Consider the following 22,766-nt stretch of genomic DNA (forward strand, 5'->3'; position numbering starts at 1 on the left):
GAGCACTTATGATTTCAATACGTAAGAAAAATATTAAGATCATTACATACTTTTTGTTATGTGATATGTTGATTGGAATTTTTGTACCATCAGTAGGTTCATTATATGCTTTAACATCAGGACCTGGTTCACCAGAATTTTCGAGTTTTGAACCCGTGGCAACTACAAATCTGGTGGATCCATTGTCGGGTAATTTTACGTATAACTTACCTGTAATTCAAATTCCTGGACCTGATGGCGGAGGATATGCAATGTCATTATCTTATCACAGCGGAACTTCATCAGAAGAAGAATCTTCATGGGTTGGACATGGTTGGACTTTAAACCCAGGAGCAATAAACACAAGTGTTCGAGGCTATCCCGATGAGTATAACAATGCACCTGTAGATGTGTATAACAAAACAAGGCCAAATTGGACAATGTCAGGTGTTGTAAAAGGAAATATTGAGATTTTCAGTGCAGGTTTAAAAATAGGAGTTTCTGATTATGTGCGATATAATAATTATCAGGGAGTTTCGAGAACTACATCTATAGGATTGTCTAAAAGTTTTGCTAGCTTATCTCTTAATAGATCGGCTACGGGAGTCACCTATAGTGCAGCAATTAACCCTTATGCTCTTTTAGGTAACGGAGTTCCTGATTTATCTTATGAAAAATCAAAAACTATAAAGAAAGCAGATAAAAATGACCCTACAAAAACAAAGTCATATAAAAGTGGATTTAAGGCTTCAATTAAAGGAGGAGGATCTTTTGATGTAGGATCTGCTTTTGGATTACAAACGTTTACAGATGTAGGACAGTCGGTTTCTTTAACAAAGCTTAAAGGAATGAATGTGAATTTAAGTTATGGAGGACAAGTTAATATAAGTACTGCACCTGTTGGATTTGAGGGAGGATATATTGGTTCATTTTCTATAAACCATTCTATAGCACATCGCATCTTGAATGCTTCGGGATATATGAAAGGTTCAAATGCAAGATCAGATTATTTTACAGAAAAGGCTCAACCTTTTGATAGACGTGATTTCTTTATTGGCGTTCCTTTTAGTACACCCGATAATCATTTTCTATCTGGAGAAGGTTTATCTGGCGGGTTTCGTGCATTTGCAGATGGTCCAAGAACCTTTAGTAATGATGAAAATGTAAAGAATAGAATGAAAACATATGGTGTAGGTATAGAAGGAATGATAGGTGCCAATGTTGGAGTAGGGGTAAATCTTTCTTTTGGGAGAAGTAAATCTGAAATGAACTATTTTCCAGGAACTGGATCACATAGTAATCTAAAATACAGATTTTATGGAGATATGGGAGGTAAGGTAAATTTTGCTAATAATGATATTGCAAATGTAGAATTGGGTGCAAATCCTAATTTCTCAGGAGTAAAAGGGGTAAGTGACGCTGTTAAGGATGGAGGAAAGGCATTTTTAGATTCTGCTATTGACTCAAAAATCAATACATCATCACATATCGAAAAATTAAGCACAGGAGGATACGAGATATTTAATGAAGGAGGAACTAAATACGAGTATTCACAACCGGTAATGGTTAGAAATACATCAAATCTTTCTTTTGGGATTGATGAAAATGATAACATAGAAAAAAATCATTTAGCATATACAACTACCTATTTGTCTGGTAATTACAAAGTAGATGTTTGTGAACAAGATCGGGTAACCGGTGAGGTAAGAGCTCTGCCACATGAAAATATCTCGTTATTAAAAGTCATTACGACTCCAGATTATATTGATCTTGGTACTGCAGGGGTAGATGATAGTGATTTTGGAGGATGGACTTCATTTGAGTATCATAAAAAGTACGGAGAGGCGAGTGAGAAAGGAAAATGGTATCGCTGGAGAACCCCTTACAATGGTCTTTTCTATAATAAAAATTCGATCTCTGATGTTAAAGACGATGCGGGTTTTGTGACTACAGGAGAGAAAGAAGTGTTTTTTCTTAAAAAAGTGGAAACAAAAACCCATGTGGCCTATTTTGTTACCAATACATCTAACGCTGCTAGATTTGGAGTTACCGGATCAGGAGCAAGTTATTTACGAGGATCACAAACCTCGAGGTTAGATGGTTTGGCAGCACAAGATTTAACAACAAATGAAGACCCTTCTTCTAAAAGTGCAAAAGCAAAAGGAACAGATGAATTAGAATATCTTGAAAAAATAGTACTGTTTTCTAAAGCCAGACCAGATGTGCCATTGCAGGTAACTAATTTTCAGTATGATTATTCATTAGTTCAAAACTTACCAAATAATAAAAATGGAAATTATCCTAATAACAAAATCTCTGTAAATAGTGGGAAATTGACACTTAAAAAAGTATGGTCAGAATTTGAAGGAGTCGTAGACTCCAGAATCAGCTCATATAAATTTGGATATCAATATACATCTAATCATCAAATGGATGTTCAATATTCATTATCTGCTCAAAATCCAGATTATGGTCCACATCTTTTAGATGCATGGGGATATAACCAATTTAATGTAAGAGGTAATGCAAATAGTGCAGAAAACAGACATCTTAATTTAATTACATGGCCATATCAGGGAGATATTCCACAAAAACAATTTGACCCTGCAGCATGGCAGTTAAAACAGATAGTACTACCATCTGGAGGAGAAATTCTGGTAGAATATGAAAGTAAAGATTATTCGTATGTTCAAGATAGAGATGCTATGGCAATGGTACGCTTGTCAAGCGCTTCAAACACATATGATGACCCTACATATACTTTAGATTTATCTGATATAGGAGGGTATTCTGATGGGTTATGTGAAAAAATTAATGAATATTTTCTAGAAGGAAAACCTGACGGTGGTGGTGAAATTGATGTTCGTAAAAGGATATATTTTAAACTATTATATGCATTAGAAGATAATAATCCCGATTTGTTAGGATGCCAATCAGAGTATATAACAGGATATGCAAAGATCTCAAAAGTCACCTGTAACGGTAGCTCAATTTCTATTACAGTAAAATCTAAAAATAGAAAGAATCATACAAAATATGGAGGAGATACATTTACAGAAGAATCTAAGGAAGATCCAGACTATAGACTGTCACCCAGACAAGCTTGTCATGATTATTATGTCACACAAAGATGGGGTAAATATTCTGCAGGTTGCGAAGGTAAAATAGAAAAAGAATATGAAGATGCAATTGCAGCCAGGCTTTTAGACTGCAATGGAGATATTGGTAGTACAGGTTTAGGAAAAGCTATCAAAACATTAAAATATGCACAGAAAGGAATAGAAAAATTAGCAAACAGAGGGATCAACGTTTCATTTCCTGATAGAAGTGAAACTTGTAAAAAATTAAATCCTGGTTTATCTTATCTTAAAATACCTATTAATAAAGCAAAACGTGGAGGAGGAGTTCGGGTTAAAAAGGTTTTGATGTATGATAAAGGTATAGAATCTGGAGATGAAGCTACCTATGGTCAAATTTATAAATATGAACTAGAAGATGGAAGATCAAGTGGTGTTGCTACCAATGAACCACAAGAAATGAGAGAAGAAAATCCTCTGGTAGGGTTTCTTCCTAAAAAGAACCAATCCTGGATTAATAGATTAATAGTCGGTAAAGATAAAGAACAAACCGAAGGACCAATAGGAGAATCATTGCTCCCAGCTGCTTCTGTTAGCCACTCAAGAGTGGTTGTAGAAAGTATCCATACTGGTAAGACAGGTACTGGGCATACTGTTCATGAATTTTATACATGTAAAGATTATCCATATGATAAGTTATATGATTATAAAATATATGAAGGAAATGAAAGAAAATTTGACTTTGCTAATGAATATCCAGAACGTGGCGTCTCTTATTCTGTACTTCAGGATAATATGCATCATGATAAATTTAACCTTCCTACCCCTTCTTTTTCTTATGGTTATGATAAAGCCTGGGCTTCTCAAGGATTTAGATTTATACAAAATGGGATGCATGGTGTTCCTAAATCTGTAAGAACGTATGGAGGTAATTATAAAACTGGTAATACAAGTTATATCTCTTCGGGGCAGGATTTTTATTACTATGAGCCAGGGGAGAAAGTAAAACTGTTAACAGGGTTTGATGGACAAGATTCAGGTACTTATGTGTGGGACGTACCGGGCAAAGAAATGGATGTTACCCAAGAAGGGTATAGTATAGAAAACCAAGACTTAGACTTTGAATTTGAAATTGATGTAAGTGTTGGGCTAACGCTACCGCCACCTATATTTGTGTCATTTGCTCTGGTATTTAGATACAAAGAACAATTGCTTTCCAAATATGCTACATCAAAGGTTATAAAATATCCAGCGATTCAAAAAAGGATAGTTTCATATACAGATAATATCGCATCTACCACAGAAAACCTTGCATTTGATTATGCTACAGGACGCTCTGTTTTAACAAAAACATATGATGCATATCATGGTATTGATTTAACTGGTGCAAACCAAAAGCACGATGGATCTATTTATAACCTAAATATTCCTGCACATTGGAATTACGATAAAATGGGGCAGAAGTCCAATATATCAAGTAATACCAATCAATTACTAGCTAGCTCAGGACAGTTCGTAACGTATGGAGCAGATGCTAACCCAATTAATGACAATGGTACTTGGAGTATTAAGTCGAATAAAATTATATCTGCGGGAGCAAGTACTTATAATGTATTGGCCGGAGTTTCTGAGTGGACAAATAATCAAAGTGTAAATACTGAATATGGATCCTTAGGAAATCCATCAGTATATAGAATGCATGAAAATTATGCATTTAAAGGAAACGTAAAGAAATCTTCAGATCGTAATACAAATTCTGGAAAAATCTATGAAGGTGGTATTGTAGAAAACTTTACCCCGTTTAATTATAATGCAAATTCACAAGACGAAAAATGGGTAAAACTCACAGAAATTACCAAGTATTCTCCTAATGGAGCAGCATTAGAAGAACAAGATGTTCTAGGAATTTATAGTGCTTCTAAGTACGGATATAACTTTACGCTTCCTACTATGATTGCTAAAAACTCAACCTATGAGGAAATGTATTTTGAGCATTTTGAAGATAAAGTAGGTGTCGAAACAGGTTTGGTAACAGATATAGCACATTCAGGAATATATTCAAAACAAATTGTATCTGGCGAGAGTTTACTAAAAAATGTTACCGCCGGAAACTTATTATCAACTACTGGGGGTTGGTTAAAATTTTGGACAAAATCTGATGAAAAACTGATTAATCCACAGATTCAAATCAATGGTAATACATTGACTCCAGAGTTTATGGCAAAAACAGGAGAGTGGTCCTTATACAGAACTTACATAACGCCACAATCTTTTGTTTCTGGCCAGGTAGTTTCAGTAAGTCTAAGTTTTGAAAACTCACAAGTATATATAGATGATATCAAATTTAATCCTAAAGAAGCGCAAACAACATGCTATGTATATGATGTAAAATCACTTCGATTATTAACCTTATTTGACGATCAACATTTTGGATTGTACTATCAGTATAATGGAGAAGGACAATTGATTCGTAAACTAATCGAGACAGAAAAAGGATTAAAGATAATAACAGAAACACAATATAATTTACCAAAAGAAAGCCGTGAAAGAATTTAAAGTAATAGCCCTGATTGCATATTGTTGTTTTTATTTTAGTGGATATGCTCAAAATGAAACCTCAAGTAAATGCAGAGATAGAATTTTAGAATATCTGGATGGTATGCAGGAAGTAATATCTCCAAAGAAAGGACAGGTGTATTATATGAAATATAGTACCAATACAACTTTTTTTAAAAAGTATAACCTTCCTGTTTCTTCTACCAAAAGTGAAATGCTTATCGCAGAGTATAAAATCTTTATGGATGATGAAAACATGAAAATATATGGAGATGATAAGGAAATGTTTGTGGTCTTGCCTAAAATTGGAAAGATATACTGGAATGATTCTGATCCAAGGTTATTTACAGATAATAATGCACAACAAAAATTTTTAGAAATAGAGAGAGCACTTTTAAAATCAATAAGTACGATTGATTGTGCAACTAATGGTAATAAACAGCATATTACTATAATACCCAATAGAGATTTTGAAAAAAAATCAGGATTAGTACGACAGGTTTTAGAATATGATGTGAATCAAAAACGAGTTACAAAAGTCGAAAATCGATTTAATGAAAAAAGTAAGATCAAAAAGCAGATCGTACACTATGAGATTATTGACTACAAGAGCTCTAAAAAAATCAAAAAACCTTTGGAGTACATTTTTAATGGAACAGAATTAAAAGGAGCTTACAAGAATTTTGAAATTATAGATAACAGAAAAAATAAATGATGTTTTGTACACTAAAAAATCACCGAAATGAAATGTTATTTTTTAGTATATCAATCCTATCGGACAACTTTAAAAATAAAATTTACAGATGAAAATTAATTGGTCACTCACAAGAATCATCTTTTTACTTTTTCTAGCTAGCGGTACATTGTTTTCGCAAGATAAAGGGGTATACTTAGATAATGTTATGTTAAGTATTCCTGGTGCAGGAGAATCAACTTCGGGTAATTTAAGTTTTATTACTCCGTGTTCTACTTTTAATGTTAATGAAGGAAAAGTATGGGTCAAAATTGACCTGGGAGAAAATTACGAATTTGGATATGATAATTTCGGAGTTCCGTTTGAAATAGGAATGGATCTCGAAATAAAAGTCCTCACAGACAACCCGAGTATTGATCCGGCAATATCATTTAAAGTTGAATTGAATAATAACAAACCAGAAAGTGTCATTTTTCTCGACCTTAACCAATATATAGATACTGCTAATAATAGTACAGGACTTTCTTATCTCGGAAATAAAATTAATGGAGTTAGAGCTACCATTAGTAACCTTACAAATACTGCAGTTACAATTAATACAGGAACAGCGTTAAATGTTGGACTAAACTATGAAATGAATTATGGTATTGATGTAAGTGCAAACACGGTAAGTAATTTAACAAAAACAGCCGTAGCCAATAGCAAAGCAATAGTGTTTAATTGGGCAGATAGTTGTAATGCTCCGGGGTACGAATTTCAGATTATTAGATTGTATAATACAGATCCGGCAACATCATCTGATCAAAGAACAATAACTACAACTATTGATTGGGATAAGGCATTATCATTACATGTCGATGGAGCAACAACTTCTATCGATCTCACGATGGGAGAAGGACAAGGATATTATGCATGGCGAGTTAGACCAATAGGAACGTATTACGAAAATGGAATTGGTAATAATAAAAACTGGGGGAGTTGGAATGCTCTAGATTATACAGAATGTACTTCGTGTGTATTTACACCTTCAACAAGCTCTAATCAGGTATTCTTTTTTACAGATGTCGACGATCAAAAAAATTACCAATACAGTAGAGTTTTTACCGAAAATAATAAAGTAAGTGAGCAAGTGACCTATGCTACTTCTTTAAATCAAGTAAAACAAACACAACGATATATACCCTCAAAAGATTATAAGGTAATTACACAGACCATTCTGGATAATTCAGGAAGGCCTACCATAAATACATTACCGGTACCAATTGTTGGAGAAAAGATAAGTAATTATAAAGAAGGTTTTGTGCAGACGAATAAAAGTCTATACAAAGCTAAGGATTTTGATGAAGAAGATAATTATAGTGCTCCGGCAATGATAGATGCTACCGGTGCTTTTGAATACTATTCTGGTGCCAATGCAGATAAAAGAATACCAGATGCAGAAGGATATCCCTTTACCAGAGTTATTTTTAGTAACGATGGTACTGATCGTGTTGTTGAACAATCAGGTGTTGGAAAAACACACATGATAGGTAATATAGCAGATGGAAAAACAAGAACTACAAGAACTTTATATTCTACACCTACAGAGGATGAATTGGTAAAGTTATTTGGGGATGAAGCACCTAATCATCAGGATGTTGCAAAAATTATAACCGTCGACCCTAATAGCACAAGATCGGTTTCTTATATTACTAAAGAAGGAAATACAATCGCTACAGGGCTTACTTTTAGCGAAGATGATACTGTGTTAGATAGTGTAAAAGATACAAATCCGGATAACACAGTTAAAGGGGTAACCGATAGAATTACTAATAATATTAAAACATCAACAGGTTTTTTAGCATCTAAACGTGTTACCATTTTAGAAGACGGAACAGATGTAAATATAAGTTATACCATTACAAGACCTGTATTAGATGGGTTATGCCATAATTTAGAATTAGATTTGGACTACAGTCTAAAAATTGAAGTTTTTGATGTAGGTACAGGAAATGTAGTACATAATTTTGAACAACCAACCTTAAAAGATTTAACAGATACAACAAATGACGGTATAGATAATGTTACTGTAGATTTCGGAAATGTAATTTTAAATACAGGTACATATTATATTCAAAAAACATTAGTGCCTAGCGATACTATAAAGCTTGATTTAGTTAATGCAGAGGATAGTATTAATAAACTCATAAAACCATTTTTTGATTGGATTATTGATTTTTCGAATGAAATAGATTGTGAAGAAGAAATGGAATATTTATATAATGATATTTTTCATTTCGGTAAACTAGTGTATAATAAGCAACTCGCAGCAAATATCGTTACCGATGCTACTACAGGAAGAAGAATCGCTACTGTTAATTTTGATTGCGTAGGATGCTCTGATGAAAAAGTAAGTTTTACAAGTAAAGATCCTAATGACCCTGAAGCAGATGACGAATTTTTAGACTATTATATTGGTAAAGAAGATCAATATAAAATCACAGTATATTATTTTGACCCTAGTGGTGATTTAAAGGCATTTGATTATACTACTGATACTTCGATTGCAGGGAGAAGACCTGTAAAAGTTGGATTTGAAACACCATGTTGTCAGTTTCAGGTACCTATATTATTTACACCACCTTTTCGTACTCCGATTCCAACAGCTTTAGAAGCATATCGAAATAATAAACAGTTAGATGATCAGGTGGTAGAATCTATCTCCTACTTTGGGACAGGAGCAACTCCATTAACCACTCCAAACCCAGATAACCATATAAATCCAAACCCAAATTTCTTATTAGATACAGAAAACAACTTCACTTATGAAAAACTAAGCGATGGTTCGGTAACACTTAAGAATACTGATGCTTATCCTATTGATTTTGAAGGGTACGCTATCTCTATGCTTTACGAATGTAAAAGTGCAGTTAATACTGGATATACAAGAGAAAAAGCAGCAGAAGAAATTTATGCGCAATTAGTAGGATGGCAAAGACCTGGGGTATTTAATCAAATGGTCTATCATATGGCTACAGATCAATATGGTGATCAGGATTGCCCTAAAGAAGAAGAAGATATCCCTAATCATCCGGTTCCAAATGGAAACTATGAATCTTGTGATTACCCAAAACCTAAAGTGATATTGCCAGGATCGCAGTATTCTGCACAAGAACTGGCAGAATGCTGGGAACCTATCGTAATAGAACTGGTAAATAAATTATGTGTTGGTGATTATGATTTGGACTCAAATGAAGAAAATAATGTAGCAGAAAGTTATGACACAAGAGGTGGCGATAGTAAAAGGCATTTAAGAAAAAATATAAAAAACTTTATTGTACGATGGATCGCAAAGCGTAAACTAGTAAGAAGAATAAGAAGGCAAAATGTAAGTACCAATGGTGTTGCTCAGGATAAGGCAGAGGCAGAACTAGGTAGTGTAGTACATAAGTTTTTTGAATGTACTGGTTACAAATTTGGAGATATCATAAACGAAGTACCTAAAGACAGAGCTCCCAAAGCTAATTTTGCAGTATTTCAACCCGATTTCGATACGTTGGTGAATTCAAAAACCAATCTAAAATATACAAAATATGATCGAAAAAGACTAACGGGCCTTATAGGGGAATGGTTAGACCTTTTTGATGCGGAAACAAGAGAACATTATTATAATATTAAAGATCCTGTGTATGCTTTTAAGTATTTTGAATATAAAGAAGGAACATTCCCTATTCTTGAAGCAGAAACCTGTTTTAGAGATCCTAATATTTGTATAGAAGAGGTAGTTAATGAAACAACAGGAGAAATTGAAGAAAAAGAGTTCGGTTGTTGTGGTGAATATCCCGATGGAACGCCCATCCCCTGTAACTTTTGTGATGTAGGATATATACAGTGTGAACAAACATCAAAAGATTGGAATTGTGATCAACGTCTTACCTTTTATAACCTGGTGAAAGACTTTAAAGAAGAAGTGGTGCCCGATGTAGTACCTGTTAATTGCGAAAATTATTTTGAAGCAACAAGTTATGTGTTAAATCCAGATTTTGAGAAAGAAACAGGTTTCATATTAACTTTTACCAGTGCAGATGTGTTACCGGGAACATTATCTGGATTAGAATTTTTATCAGCAGATTTATTTGCAGAAAACGGAGGGTATATCACTAATAGTTTTGCAGATATGCCACCGATTCCTCAAGATAGATGGTTTATTGATCTGGCAGGTGAACCGCAAGCTACCGGAGTTAGTATGATTGAAAATGAAGTTTCATTATTGATGAAGGAATGTAATGAAAATTGTGATGACAAACGAGATTTTTTTAGGCAAAACTTAATACAACTGTTTGAAGATAGATGCTATGTAATCGGCAAATGTAAAATCGATCCCAATGACAATATAGTTCCCGAAGAAGATATTGAAGCACTAGTAGAACAAATTGTACAACAATGTAAAAAACAATGCGAGATAGATACTTATGCTTGTATTGATGAAACATGCAGGCTTTTGGGAGCACCTACCAGAGTAGATAGATCAGATCCTAACGCTATTTCTAAATATACTATAGATCTTAGTTTTCCAGAGTTAGGAGTGTCCGGACCTGTAGTCGCTGGGTTGTCTACCAGAGAAGAACAGAAATTAAAATATTTTGATCCGTTAACCGGGATAACAACTCAAACAAACGAATCTCCTATAGAAGAAAACCTCCCTAGCGGATTGGTTAAGTACTCATATAACACATCGGCATATCCTTTTGTAACGATTTGGGATATTAGACAATCGCTTACCTATGCGCAATCTACCAGATCGAAACAGGCATTAGAATGGACAGTAAAATTAGATATTCCTAGTAAATGTGATAACAAAGGAAATTATAATCCGGATTTGACATATGATACAAATAACCTACCTGTTGAACCCGTATATGTTTATAATAGAGAAAGCAAAAAATGGGAACTACAATCCTTTGGGATATGTACAGATCAGGCAGATTATATTACTCGTCAAAATCTAGATGGGCCTGGAGATACTTTTGTAGATAGAGATAAATATATCAAGACCACCAAAAAACCATTTTCTCCTTCTGATCCCGATTTTGATCCGGTAGAGTCACCAAAAACTGGAATAAATGTAGTCATTGATCCTAATAACTAAACCTATAGCAACGATGAAAAATAGAATCAAACATAGTATGATCCTGATTTTTGGGATGTTTTGTACGACACTTTTTTATGCGCAACAAAATACATTTGACTTTGAGGTTTATGAAAAAGAAAAAAATGTATTTGAAATCTCACTTCAGTTTTATGAAGCTGTAAATGTAAAGTTCATTCAGATAGATTTAATTGAAGATGGACATGTGCTAGATAACCAAGAAGCAATATTGAATAGAAAATCAGATAATAACTTCTATTTGTTTTATAATCAAGAAGAAACCTTAGTCTATTTAGATGATCTAAAAATGATCATAGAAAAGAAATGGGGTAAAGCAAAACCGAAATCTATAGCTCTGGAAGTTCGACTTTTAAATAACGAATTTCAGCTAATCACCAAGAACCGTAAACAAATCAGATAACCAACTCGAATACACACAAAATGAAAAAAATATATACTGTACTTTTTCTGTTACTTAATGTAATAGGATATGCACAATCCAATGCTGATTTGTTGATAGAAACATCTACCAATGCTGCATTGGTAGTTTGTGGAGATGAAGTAACTTTTACCATTAAGTTGACTAATAGAAGCAATGCTGTTTTATCCGGTATTATATATAATTCTACGTTACCGAATGGAATTACTTTGGTAAACTCGCAATATCCTAATGGTAATACAGCTAGTCAGATAAAGTTTTTAATACCAGATATCCCGGCTAATGGAATTACCAATTTCACCTATACGGCAAAAGGAAACTGTACGTTACTAACTGAGTTTGATGCCGCAACACAAACTAATGAAACATTTGTTGTAAGAAATACAAATTCAGTCGCTTATAGAGTAAACGCGGGAGCAGAACAAACAGTAACAGGTACTTCAGAATCGTATAATGTTAATTTTCCAGAATTATTTGTAAAGGTAAAAGATCAGGATGTTAATATACAGGTAGGTGTATTAGAAAAAGATACCGATGGTTCTATATTTAATAGAGAAGTAGAAGTTATAAATAGTGGTATTGGGGCCGTGAGTGAATTTAGGTTATATGTAGATTACGATGCCAATATTGATTTTAAAGAACTTAAATTATCTACGGGACAGATAGTCTCACCTGTGGGAGCTGCAGTAACTTCACCACTTGGCGCAGGGTTACAACGATTAACTTATGTAATAACTAATTTTTCTAGTGTTGGTAATGGAAATAATCTATTTGAACAAAATGAAAAACTAGTTTTTATTGATCAGGTATCATTAGATTCTACTGATTGTCATTCTTCAATGCCAACGAACTATACAGCAGTATATGGTTGTTATAGTACATTTTGTGAAGCTATAGATGATAAAGACTCGACTTCTGTAAATTATTTGAGTTTTGTTACTGGGACTCCAAAGTTTACAACAAAACGAATAGTGGAAAAATCGGGAGATTTATGTGGTGATCCCATTCGTGTAAAGTATGAATATACAAACATTGGAAATAATTCAGTAGAAGCATCTGCTGATACTGCTATAGATATATCTTTTGTAAGTCTTTCAGATATATTTCACCATATGGGAACTAATAACTTCAGTATTAATGGAAATTTATTGATTCATGATGAGGTTCATTTGGGAAATCAATATTATTATTATTTGAATGAGAACATTTTTAGAAGTGATCCTGATGGTGTAGGAATAGGGTTAGATGACGTAGATAAGGATGGTTTTTATGATGATTTACCAGTTGGAGCAACTTTAACTATTGATGTAGAACTAAATTTGGACTTCGCTTCATCTTTTTTTGAAAACATCAACTCATATATTGCATATTTAGCTCTTAGAGGTAGGTCAAATTCTTGTAATTCAGGTATTTATAGTGCGGCTAATCTAACAAGGTTAAATACCTTAGAGAGAAATTCTGCTTCAGATAAAGTACCAAATGAATTAGCAACTGATCAAACAGCTATATTAGAATTTAATGTTGATTATAGTAGGTTACTACTTGATTTTGATGGTGGAATCACAATAGCAAATAATTATGTTTCTAGATTTACACTACCCGAAGGATATGAGATTGTTAAAGTTGATTGGTTCGATAGAGGTTTTAATCCAATTCAGGTTCCTGCAAGTAGTATAGGAAATAATACATATGAAGTAAGAGGTGGAGGTAAAGAAGGGAAATACGAAGTAACTGTTAAAGTGGCTTGTAGCGATAGTTTAGTAGAAACTATTGAGGATATTAACTGGGATATGTATGCAGATGTTTGTAACGATTACAATACCTTAGAACTTATTAAAATTGCACATACTTCATCATCTATTTTTACTGTTTTTGAGCGATGTACTACAGATCCCGGAGGCCCCGGAGGAGGAGGGAATACCTGTGATTTTGAAACAGAGGTATTTGAAGTGAAAAGAAATACATTTGGCTATGTAGACAATCATAATGGGTTAAGTTATTATACTTTTAATCAGTTAAATACAGTCCCTAGGGTAAATAAAGATACTCCGGAGATAAACTTAGAAGCTGTATATCCTTCTGATAAAATTCTTGTAAATAGTTTAGGAAGCCTTAAAACTGATCAAGGAGAATCTTATAATGAAATTTCTTTTGAAATGGCATTTAATCTTCCTGAAGGTATTAGTACAGAAATAGTATCACATAGTGATGATGGAACATTATTAGTTAATGGAACTAGTTATGTTTTAACAAATCCTATAGTGACTATAGATAATAATAGAATAAAATATAAATATACTGTATCAATAGCTTCAGTTTCAGGATCTGGAATTTCATTAGAAGTAAAAAACTTACAGCTTCAAGTAGCAAAAATGTCGGATGTTTCTTTATCTAAAGGAGCTTATAATTTGTCTGTATTTAGAGGTAAGTTTTTAGGTAAAAATTCAATAAACGAAGAGAGTTGTGGAAAATCTAAAGGAAGTACTTTAAGCCTATATATACCTAGTGCCACATTAAATGTTTCTACTGGGCGAAATATTACCTGTAATTTAGGAGATTATTTAATGGGGTATAATTCATTTTCAGCAACAGGAGGCGATGATTTTGTGAATGAATATAGACCACTTTTGTTGAATAAAAGTATAGAGTATAAAATACCAGAAGATTATATTGTAAAAGAATTATTTTATTCACATTCTGGGATAAAAACCCTGATTCCTCATAATTTTCTGAGCGCTCCCCAAATTAATATCATAGATATGGGAGAAATGATAGTGCTAAATGATTCGAAAAATAGAGATGGAGTTGGTGTCGGTGTTTTCTATGAACCAAATTGTAGTGATCCATCGTATGAAATTCCTCGAAATGGAAATCGTAAACCATACAGTTTTGATGTTAATTATATAGATTATTTAGAAAACCCAGCAGAAATAGTTAAACACTCGGTATCTACTGGGGCATCAATAGAAAAAGTATCAATAGAAAGGTATAATATCCCTTTCGAGATATCTCCAAATATAGTTCAGGAAGGATTTGAGAGGACCACAGATTGGTCTGTGCAATTTTGTAATAGGTCAACATCAAGTTCTACAGGTACTGTTATTAATAATCCTTGGATAAGTTTAGAATTAAAAGAAGGGGATGAGAGTACAATACTAATAGGAGCAAAAGATCAAAATAATAATGTTATACCGGCTGAAGATATAATATTTTATGGTCCTATAAATCCTCGTTCTGGTAAGCCTAGAAATATGTTGATTCAATTGAAAGGATCAAGAATTTCAAGAGGTAATTGCTTGATTGTATACCCTATAGCAGAATATCGAGTTTGTGAGAATGACGTAGAGCAAGATATTGATTTGATATCCAGTTGGTCTTGTGATTCTTGGCCATTATCTGGAGAAGCTTTTGATACCGAAGCTGAGTTGACTGCAGTAAATTCTATTATAAATGATGGAGGGCTTACTTGTCAATTCGAAGTAAAACAAGATATAGTAACCTTACGTTATAAAACCGGAGGAATTGATTGGGAAGTAAATCGTTTGGTAAATGAAGTAGATCTTTGTGAGGATATTGCTTTTGATGTAAAAGTAGTAAGCTCTAAGTTTGCTAATGTATATGATACTAATGTTACTGTAGATTTACCAATTGGGGCTTCGGTTTCAGATGTAAGTACGATAACCTATACCTATAATGGAGCTTCAGCTACAGTACCAGTTTCTTTTATTCAGCAAAATGTATCAGGTACTCAAGATCTAATAATCAAAGCATCAGACTTAGTAACTTCTTTACTTGTCGCATCAGGAGATCTTACCGATGCAACAGAAAGTACTATCCCAGGAATTCGTTTGCCTGGTAAAAATGAAATTAGTTTTAGAATAAGTCTGAATTCAGATTGTAACTATAACCCGGGAAAACCAGTTCAATTTTTCTTAGAAGGAACTACCAACTGTTCAGAAAATATCAATCTTCAGTTTGATCGTTTTATTCCGCTTAAAGGATTAACTACTCCGGATATAACAGTAGATATTACGGGTAGTAACTTTTTAGTTTGTAATGACAGTAATGAAGTAACCATAGCAGTAGTAAATGCAAGTGTTAACCCAATTGCTCAACAGCAATTGGTAGTTACATTACCAACCGGGGTTACTTATGCAAATGAGGTAAGTGGTTTCCCTGCACCGACAAGTACTACGGCAACCACAGTAACCTGGAGTCTAGCAGATTTAGATACTAATAAAAATCAAACTTTTAAAATAAACACCCGTTTAACCAATCTATCGGGAACCAGTTTTGAGTATCAGGCAGAAACTATACAAAACGGGCAAGCTACTTGTATTTCAAACAATCAGGTTTGTGACCTTGAGGTTACTACAGCAAGTGATACTGTAGAAGTGGTAAACTCTCCGTTTCCGGGGATAACAATCAATACATTAAGCAGTTCTCCTGTGTGCGAAGGTGAAGATGTGGTGGTAGAAGTTGTACTTTCTGGAGCTTTAGCAGGAGGAAGTTATACCTATACCTGGAATGTACAACCTATATCTTCTAATGGAAATCAGTTTACTTTTAGACCACTAAACTCAACATCATTACAAGTTACTGTACAATCTGCAACAAACCCTGCACCTAATTGTAGCGGTACTGCAACTGTAGATGTAGAAGTATATCCAAGTGCAGAGATAAACCTTACTTTGGTAGATGGTATAAGTTGTTCTGGTAAGTCTGATGGTAAAGTTACGGTTAGCATAACAGGAGAACAAGGAACCGGGTATTTAGAGCAAGAACCTTTCGAAATTGTAAATTCTACATATCCTAACCTGGTTACTATTGGTCAACAATTAATAAATGGGCAGGAATTAACTATAGAAAATATACCCGAAGGAAACTTTAGCATTACATTCAAAGATAATTATGGGTGTCAATTTGAAAAATCAATAGCAATTGGTGTTGTAGCTAAACCTATAGATGAATTATGTGTTTCGTTATTACCTTGTGATGTCACAAGTGGTAATGTAATGGTATCATTTAGTACTTTAGATGTTCATCCATCTCTTACAGGGACAAATTATACAGGAAGAATATATAAAATTACTGGAGGTACGTCTGAAGATATTGTAACCTATACGGGAACATTTCCTGATACACAAAGTCACGAACTTATAAATGCAATTGTTGGTGATTTTTATTCTATCGAACTTACTGCAACTAATGGCTGTGTATTTAGGACTTCTTTTGTACCAAAGACTATTGGAGCAAGCATAAAAATTGATGATAATAATCGAGATCTAGAAGTTTGTTTTGCCAATGACACGTTAGATGTAAACTTTGAATTAAGAAATAATGGGAACGGCTGTTCAATTTATGCTGTTTCAGGGTATACTGTATTCTTTGGAGGAGTAGATGATGAAGGTGAATTCGTAGGAACACCAGAAGTGTTTAATGATATTCCTTCATTAGGAAGTGATCCTACACCATTTCAATTACAGAATGTTGGTCCCGGTAATTATAAAATTTTTGTACAACCAAGTGCGGTTTCATCCTATAGTGGAGATCTTGGAGTTTGTGGAGAATCTAGTTATTTTAATATAAAGGCGCTTTCTAACTTATCTGTAGATACGATAGCGAATAATCCACAATGTGCGGGAGAAGATTCGGGTAGTGCAGAAGTTGTGGTAACAGGAAATTCTGGTGCTGTTAGTTATGAATGGACAAATACAGCAGGAGAAGTGGTTTCAGTAGGATATATTGCTACGGGACTTATAGCTGGTGAATATAGTGTAGTAGTAGCAGATGAGAGTGGATGTGGAGCAACAGATCCTATTAAAGTAATCTTAGAAGATCCAACACCTTTAGAAACTCCAATAATAGAAGATATCCAAACCAGTTGTGATGCAGTTTCAGGATCAGGAACAACGGGAGGCACAGTATCTGGATATACATCAGGTACCGCACCCTATACATTTACATGGTATTTGGTAACCGAAGAAGAAGTTCTTCCTCCAGACGGAGATCCCGTTATTGAATTGGTAGAAGAATTAAAATATCAAGAAATTGTTCAGGAAGGTGGTACATCTAGTTATCCCGGTATTACACCAGGTAATTATAAGGTTATCGTAACAGATGCCAATGGTTGTACTGCAGAAACAGTAGTTACAGCAGTAACACAACCCCCCGTAAGACGTAATTATAATATATGTTTAAGTTGGGTATCTCCGACTCAAAAAGAAAGAAATGATACAGAACCAGATACTACGCGTACGGTTAAACCTATAGGACCATCTACATTTAATCAAGCGATTGCATCAAAAGTAGAGCTTTGTGTTGTTGAAAATGTAGATAAGTTAGAGGCTAATGTAAATGAGGTTCTTTATAATACAGGTGGACTAGACGATGAGGTAACGTTAAAGTATACTCAGGGAACAAGCGATACATATCACTTTACTTTATATTATTATGATCGTGCTGGTAACCTGGTACGTACTGTACCACCAGAAGGAGTTCGCACGGTTAGCGATCGTAGTGCAACTGCACATACATATGTTACGGGGTATGACTATAATAGTATTTCACAATTAGCCAGTCAAAACACACCAGATGGAGGAACTTCACAATTTGTATATAATGATATTGGTCAATTATGGTATTCTCAAAACGAACGCCAGCAACGAGAAGGTGTATTCTCCTATGTGGTATATGATGAACTGGGGAGAGTGCGTGAAGGTGGAGAAGCCAAATTAAATGGAAAAATATTCCCTGCCGATTTCTTGATTAATAATCAAGCGAATCCACAAGTGGCGATCGATTTACCAATGATTGATAAAACTGAATACATTCAAACCACTTATAATGATAGAGTAGAAGAAATTTCTTACCGAGATCAAAAACAACGTTTTTTACGTAATAACGTAAGTTTTATTAATAATAAAGATAAAAATGGTAAGCTTACTAAAACATATTATAGCTATGATCCACATGGTAATGTAGAGTGGTGCATACAGGAACTTCCCGGGATCGGAAGAACAACTGTTGCCTATACATATGACTTAGTATCGGGTAATGTAAACGAAGTTCATTTCAACAGAGGACGAGTAGATGAATATCGTCATAAATATACCTATGATGAAGATAATAGAATTGTATCTGTAGAAACGTCTAAAGATGGTTATGTCTGGGATGAAGATGCTCGATATGATTATTATCTACATGGCCCATTAGCAAGAACCGAACTAGGTGAAGATAAGGTACAAGGATTAGATTTTACCTATACCATTCATGGATGGTTAAAAGGTATCAATACACCAGACCTTGCACAGAATGGGTATAACCCAGATGCAAATAATAAACGTGGTGATGCCTCAACAAAACATGCCAAAGATGAATTTGGTATGGCATTAGGCTATTATCGTGGAGATTTTACTCGTGATGGAGTATTAAATTCTGGACTTACAGCAGCCAATCCGTTTAATCTGGAAAATGCAGTAAACGGCGTACAACAGAACCTATATAATGGTAATATTAGTACCTGGACTTCTCAGGTTGCAGAAGAAGCAAAAGAGAAAAACAGAGCAAGTTACCTTACCGGAAATAGCTACCATTATGACCAGTTAAACCGAATCAAATCATCAACTACACAATTGTATAGTGATACCAATCAAACCTATGGTGCTATAGGAGGCAGTGCCAATGCCTTTAAAACATCTTACGAGTATGATAAAAATGGTAATCTACAACGATTAAAACGTCATAAGGATGATGGACAGTTAATAGATGATCTAACGTATCACTACAATCTGGAAGATCCAAACTTATCTAATCGTTTGACATATGTAGATGATGCTGCAGGACAAGTAAGCACGGTAATCAATGATTTACCTGATCAAAATGTAGGAAACTATGAATACGATGAAACGGGGCAGTTAATTCGTGATAATAGTGAAGGGTTACGTTACGTATGGACAGCCGCTGGTAAAGTATCAGAAATTATCCCGGATAATACAGCTAATCCTGATACGCAAAAAGTACACATGTCATTTACTTATGATGGTATGGGGATGCGTGCGATGAAGCAAGTGAACCGTATGCCATATAATGCGACTGGAGAAGGTCCGCAAATTCATAATCCGGCAGCAGTAGAAACAACCTATTATACTTGTGACGCCTCTGGTAATGTAATGGGAATCTATAAACGCGAGGATGTTAAGGTAAATCCAAATGATGCAACCGATAATACGTATACAGCAACATTTAGTATCTCAGAGCGACCTATCTATGGTAGTGATCGTGTTGGGCAGGATGTCTTTAGCGAAGTGATCTATACACGCACCTATGGATTTGATACTATAGAAAACTATGAAGAGGTAGCAGTACAGTTTATGAGTAACATCACAAACGCACTAGACAATGTATTCTTAGTACAAAATGATAGTAAAGAGTTAACAGATACAAACGGTGTTGTAGTGCAGGTTCCTGGAACCAAGATGGCGAAAGCTAAAGCAGATCGAACGTTTAATGCATTAGAATATGAAGCTTTACAACAAGAAAATGAAGCCATAGTGCCTATTGTAACTGATAATAATGTCTTCTTAATCGAGAATACACAGGGTGAAGTAATAAGCTACGGTGCAGTAGCGACTAATTACTTTAGTACTGATCCCGATCGTTCGGTATTATTAATCTATGATGCATTGGGTAATCTGGTATCAGGATTAGAAACTATTAATGTTGATACAGCTACATCAATTGATCCACAGGCAAAAACAGTAGTGGTAAAACATCCATCTAATCCTAGTGAATATTTGATATTTTATAGAGATACAGCTTCTGGGTTACATTGTGCAACCTTACGTAATAGTGGCGGAGTATCGATTACGGGTCATCAAAACTTTGCCTATAGTAATTATGGGCGTCATATGGCAGTGATCCAGGATGAACAACAAAAAAAGGCGTATCTTTATGCCACCATGCATACCGAAGGTACTGTTGCAGCAGATGGTACAGTAACAACGCCACCAGGAACCAACCTGGTTCGTTTTACAATTGGTGAAACAGGAGCTGTAAGTTTTGATGGTACATTGCTACCAGCATACTTTGATAGTTTCGATGCAGCAGGTAATGGAGAGTTGCAGATCGCAACCGATGGTACCGCAATAAGTGTGTATCATAATACTTCCTTACCCGCACAGTGGACCGCAGCTACAGACGCAGAAATTCGCACCTGGCAGCTCGATCCGGATACGAAACTACCGGTAGTAGCAAGTGTATCGACTATTGCAGTAACCAACGGTAATATTGGTAAAGGTTCTTTGATAAACACAGGAGATGATATCTACTATACACAGTATACGCAAGAGGTAACAACCAATGCAGATACCAAGGTCGTAAAACGAGCCTCAGATAATCAGGTAGTAGCTACTAACGCCTTAGGGGATCTTAGAGTAAATAAGGATAATAAACTCTATCAGTTTGTAGGTACAACGAATAGCGGACAGGAATGGAATCTCGATACTCAAACTAGTACAGCGTTAAATAATTTACCTGCTGCTACAGGTGGAGTAACTGGATACCAACCGTATCAACCGTATACTATTCTTACTACAGAAGATGAAGCGACCAGTGGGTTGGTATATCGTGATCTGGGTAATAAGTATTATGAGATCAAGGATCACCTTGGTAATGTACGTGTAGTGGTTAACGATCGTAAAAATCTGGATCCTGCTACAGGAGACTTAACGGCTAAGGTAGAAAGTTATAATGGTTACTATCCGTTTGGGATGCTACAACCTAATCGTCATAAAGACTCCAAATCCTATAGATATGGATTCCAGGGACAAGAAAAAGACGATGAAATCAAAGGCGAAGGGAATTCTGTAAACTATAAGTATAGAATGCACGATCCTAGATTAGGGAGGTTCTTTGCGGTGGATCCGTTGGCAGGAAGGTATTCTTGGAACTCCCCTTACGCCTTTAGCGAAAATAGGGTTGTTGATGGTTTAGAGCTAGAAGGGTTAGAATTTATTATACCAGAAGTACCTATTTTTAACCATAAAAAGGATGATAATAAAGCTATTTATGCAGGTAAAGTAGCAAGTAATATAGGAGCAAAAGCATTAAATGGGATTATTGGAATATGGAATTATGCAGGAGACCTAACCCCAGAAGGAGATTATTTTAACTTGCAGTATGGAAGGGATAAGATAAGGACTGACGGTTCAGCTGTAATGAGCTATTTGAATGAGATAGATCAGTTTTATTCTGAAGATGGTCAAAAAGCGCATCGAGCAAAAATGTTCTTAACGTCCTTTAAATCTAACGTTAAAAACTTTGATACCGAAGATTTTGAGGATGTAATATCAAATAGTATTGATATTGGTGGGCTCCTTAAATTTCTTAAAGCAGGTAAGGTATTTAATGTTAAGGTAAGTGGAGGAGTTGATCCTAAGTTGTTTGGGTTTAAAGGTAAAAAAATAATAGGTTTAGGTATAGATAGTGATCTATTTAGACATAGAGGCAAAGCTGCGGATTATAAAAATGGGAAGTGGTTTGAAGCTGGTCTTACGGATGTAGATTACAGTGTAGATCTTGATAATCAAAATCTATTTTTTACAGCTTTTATTCAAGCAGCTAGAAATGCTGACGGTATAAGGTTTGAATTATCGAGTTTTAGAAGTAATAAAAACCCAATGACAAGGAGAGAGTTTAGTATAATTACTCGGGATAAAAAACTTTATGAAAAAACCATTTTTATACGTGATGGAGTGGAATATCGATATAATGGTAAGGCTCTAGAAAAAATAAAACAACCTTAACTTAATAATTTGTGAAAAGATGAAATGTACTATAATAAAACTTTTGGAGTAAAGAAGAGTGACTATTGACGATTTCATTTTACATTTG

Annotated in this window: 5 protein-coding genes; all 5 read left to right on the forward strand. The window is 34.6% G+C overall.

Translation table 11 applies throughout. The annotated features are described in order from the left end of the window. Positions 1 to 8 precede the first annotated feature (8 nt). The 5 genes from DK441_RS20945 to DK441_RS20965 all read left to right on the forward strand — a co-directional run bounded on the left by DK441_RS20945 (position 9) and on the right by DK441_RS20965 (position 22,678). Complete coding sequence (locus tag DK441_RS20945; protein WP_160112207.1) at positions 9 to 5,612, forward strand: hypothetical protein; 5,604 nt, start codon at positions 9 to 11, stop codon at positions 5,610 to 5,612. After that, positions 5,599 to 6,327, forward strand: a complete 729-nt coding sequence (locus tag DK441_RS20950) for a hypothetical protein (RefSeq protein ID WP_109852410.1) — start codon at positions 5,599 to 5,601, stop codon at positions 6,325 to 6,327. The genes DK441_RS20945 and DK441_RS20950 overlap by 14 nt, the downstream gene beginning before the upstream one ends. 88 nt (positions 6,328 to 6,415) lie before the next feature. Beyond that, on the forward strand, positions 6,416 to 11,434 hold the full coding sequence (locus tag DK441_RS20955; protein ID WP_109852411.1) for a hypothetical protein: 5,019 nt from the start codon (positions 6,416 to 6,418) through the stop codon (positions 11,432 to 11,434). Between the two features lie 13 nt (positions 11,435 to 11,447). Further along, on the forward strand, positions 11,448 to 11,855 hold the full coding sequence (locus tag DK441_RS20960) for a hypothetical protein (RefSeq protein WP_109852412.1): 408 nt from the start codon (positions 11,448 to 11,450) through the stop codon (positions 11,853 to 11,855). 20 nt (positions 11,856 to 11,875) lie between these two features. Next, positions 11,876 to 22,678 (forward strand): RHS repeat-associated core domain-containing protein, encoded by a 10,803-nt coding sequence (locus DK441_RS20965; protein WP_109852413.1) that lies wholly within the window; start codon positions 11,876 to 11,878, stop codon positions 22,676 to 22,678. Positions 22,679 to 22,766: the final 88 nt, after the last annotated feature.

It is taken from the genome of Aquimarina sp. AU58 (assembly GCF_900312745.1).
In the GTDB taxonomy this organism is placed as follows: Bacteria; Bacteroidota; Bacteroidia; order Flavobacteriales; family Flavobacteriaceae; genus Aquimarina; species Aquimarina spinulae.

Coding starts and splice junctions, on each gene's coding strand:
- DK441_RS20945 (WP_160112207.1), top strand. CDS start 9: ATGATTTCAATACGTAAGAAAAATATTAAGATCATTACATACTTTTTG.
- DK441_RS20955 (WP_109852411.1), top strand. CDS start 6,416: ATGAAAATTAATTGGTCACTCACAAGAATCATCTTTTTACTTTTTCTA.
- DK441_RS20960 (WP_109852412.1), top strand. CDS start 11,448: ATGAAAAATAGAATCAAACATAGTATGATCCTGATTTTTGGGATGTTT.
- DK441_RS20965 (WP_109852413.1), top strand. CDS start 11,876: ATGAAAAAAATATATACTGTACTTTTTCTGTTACTTAATGTAATAGGA.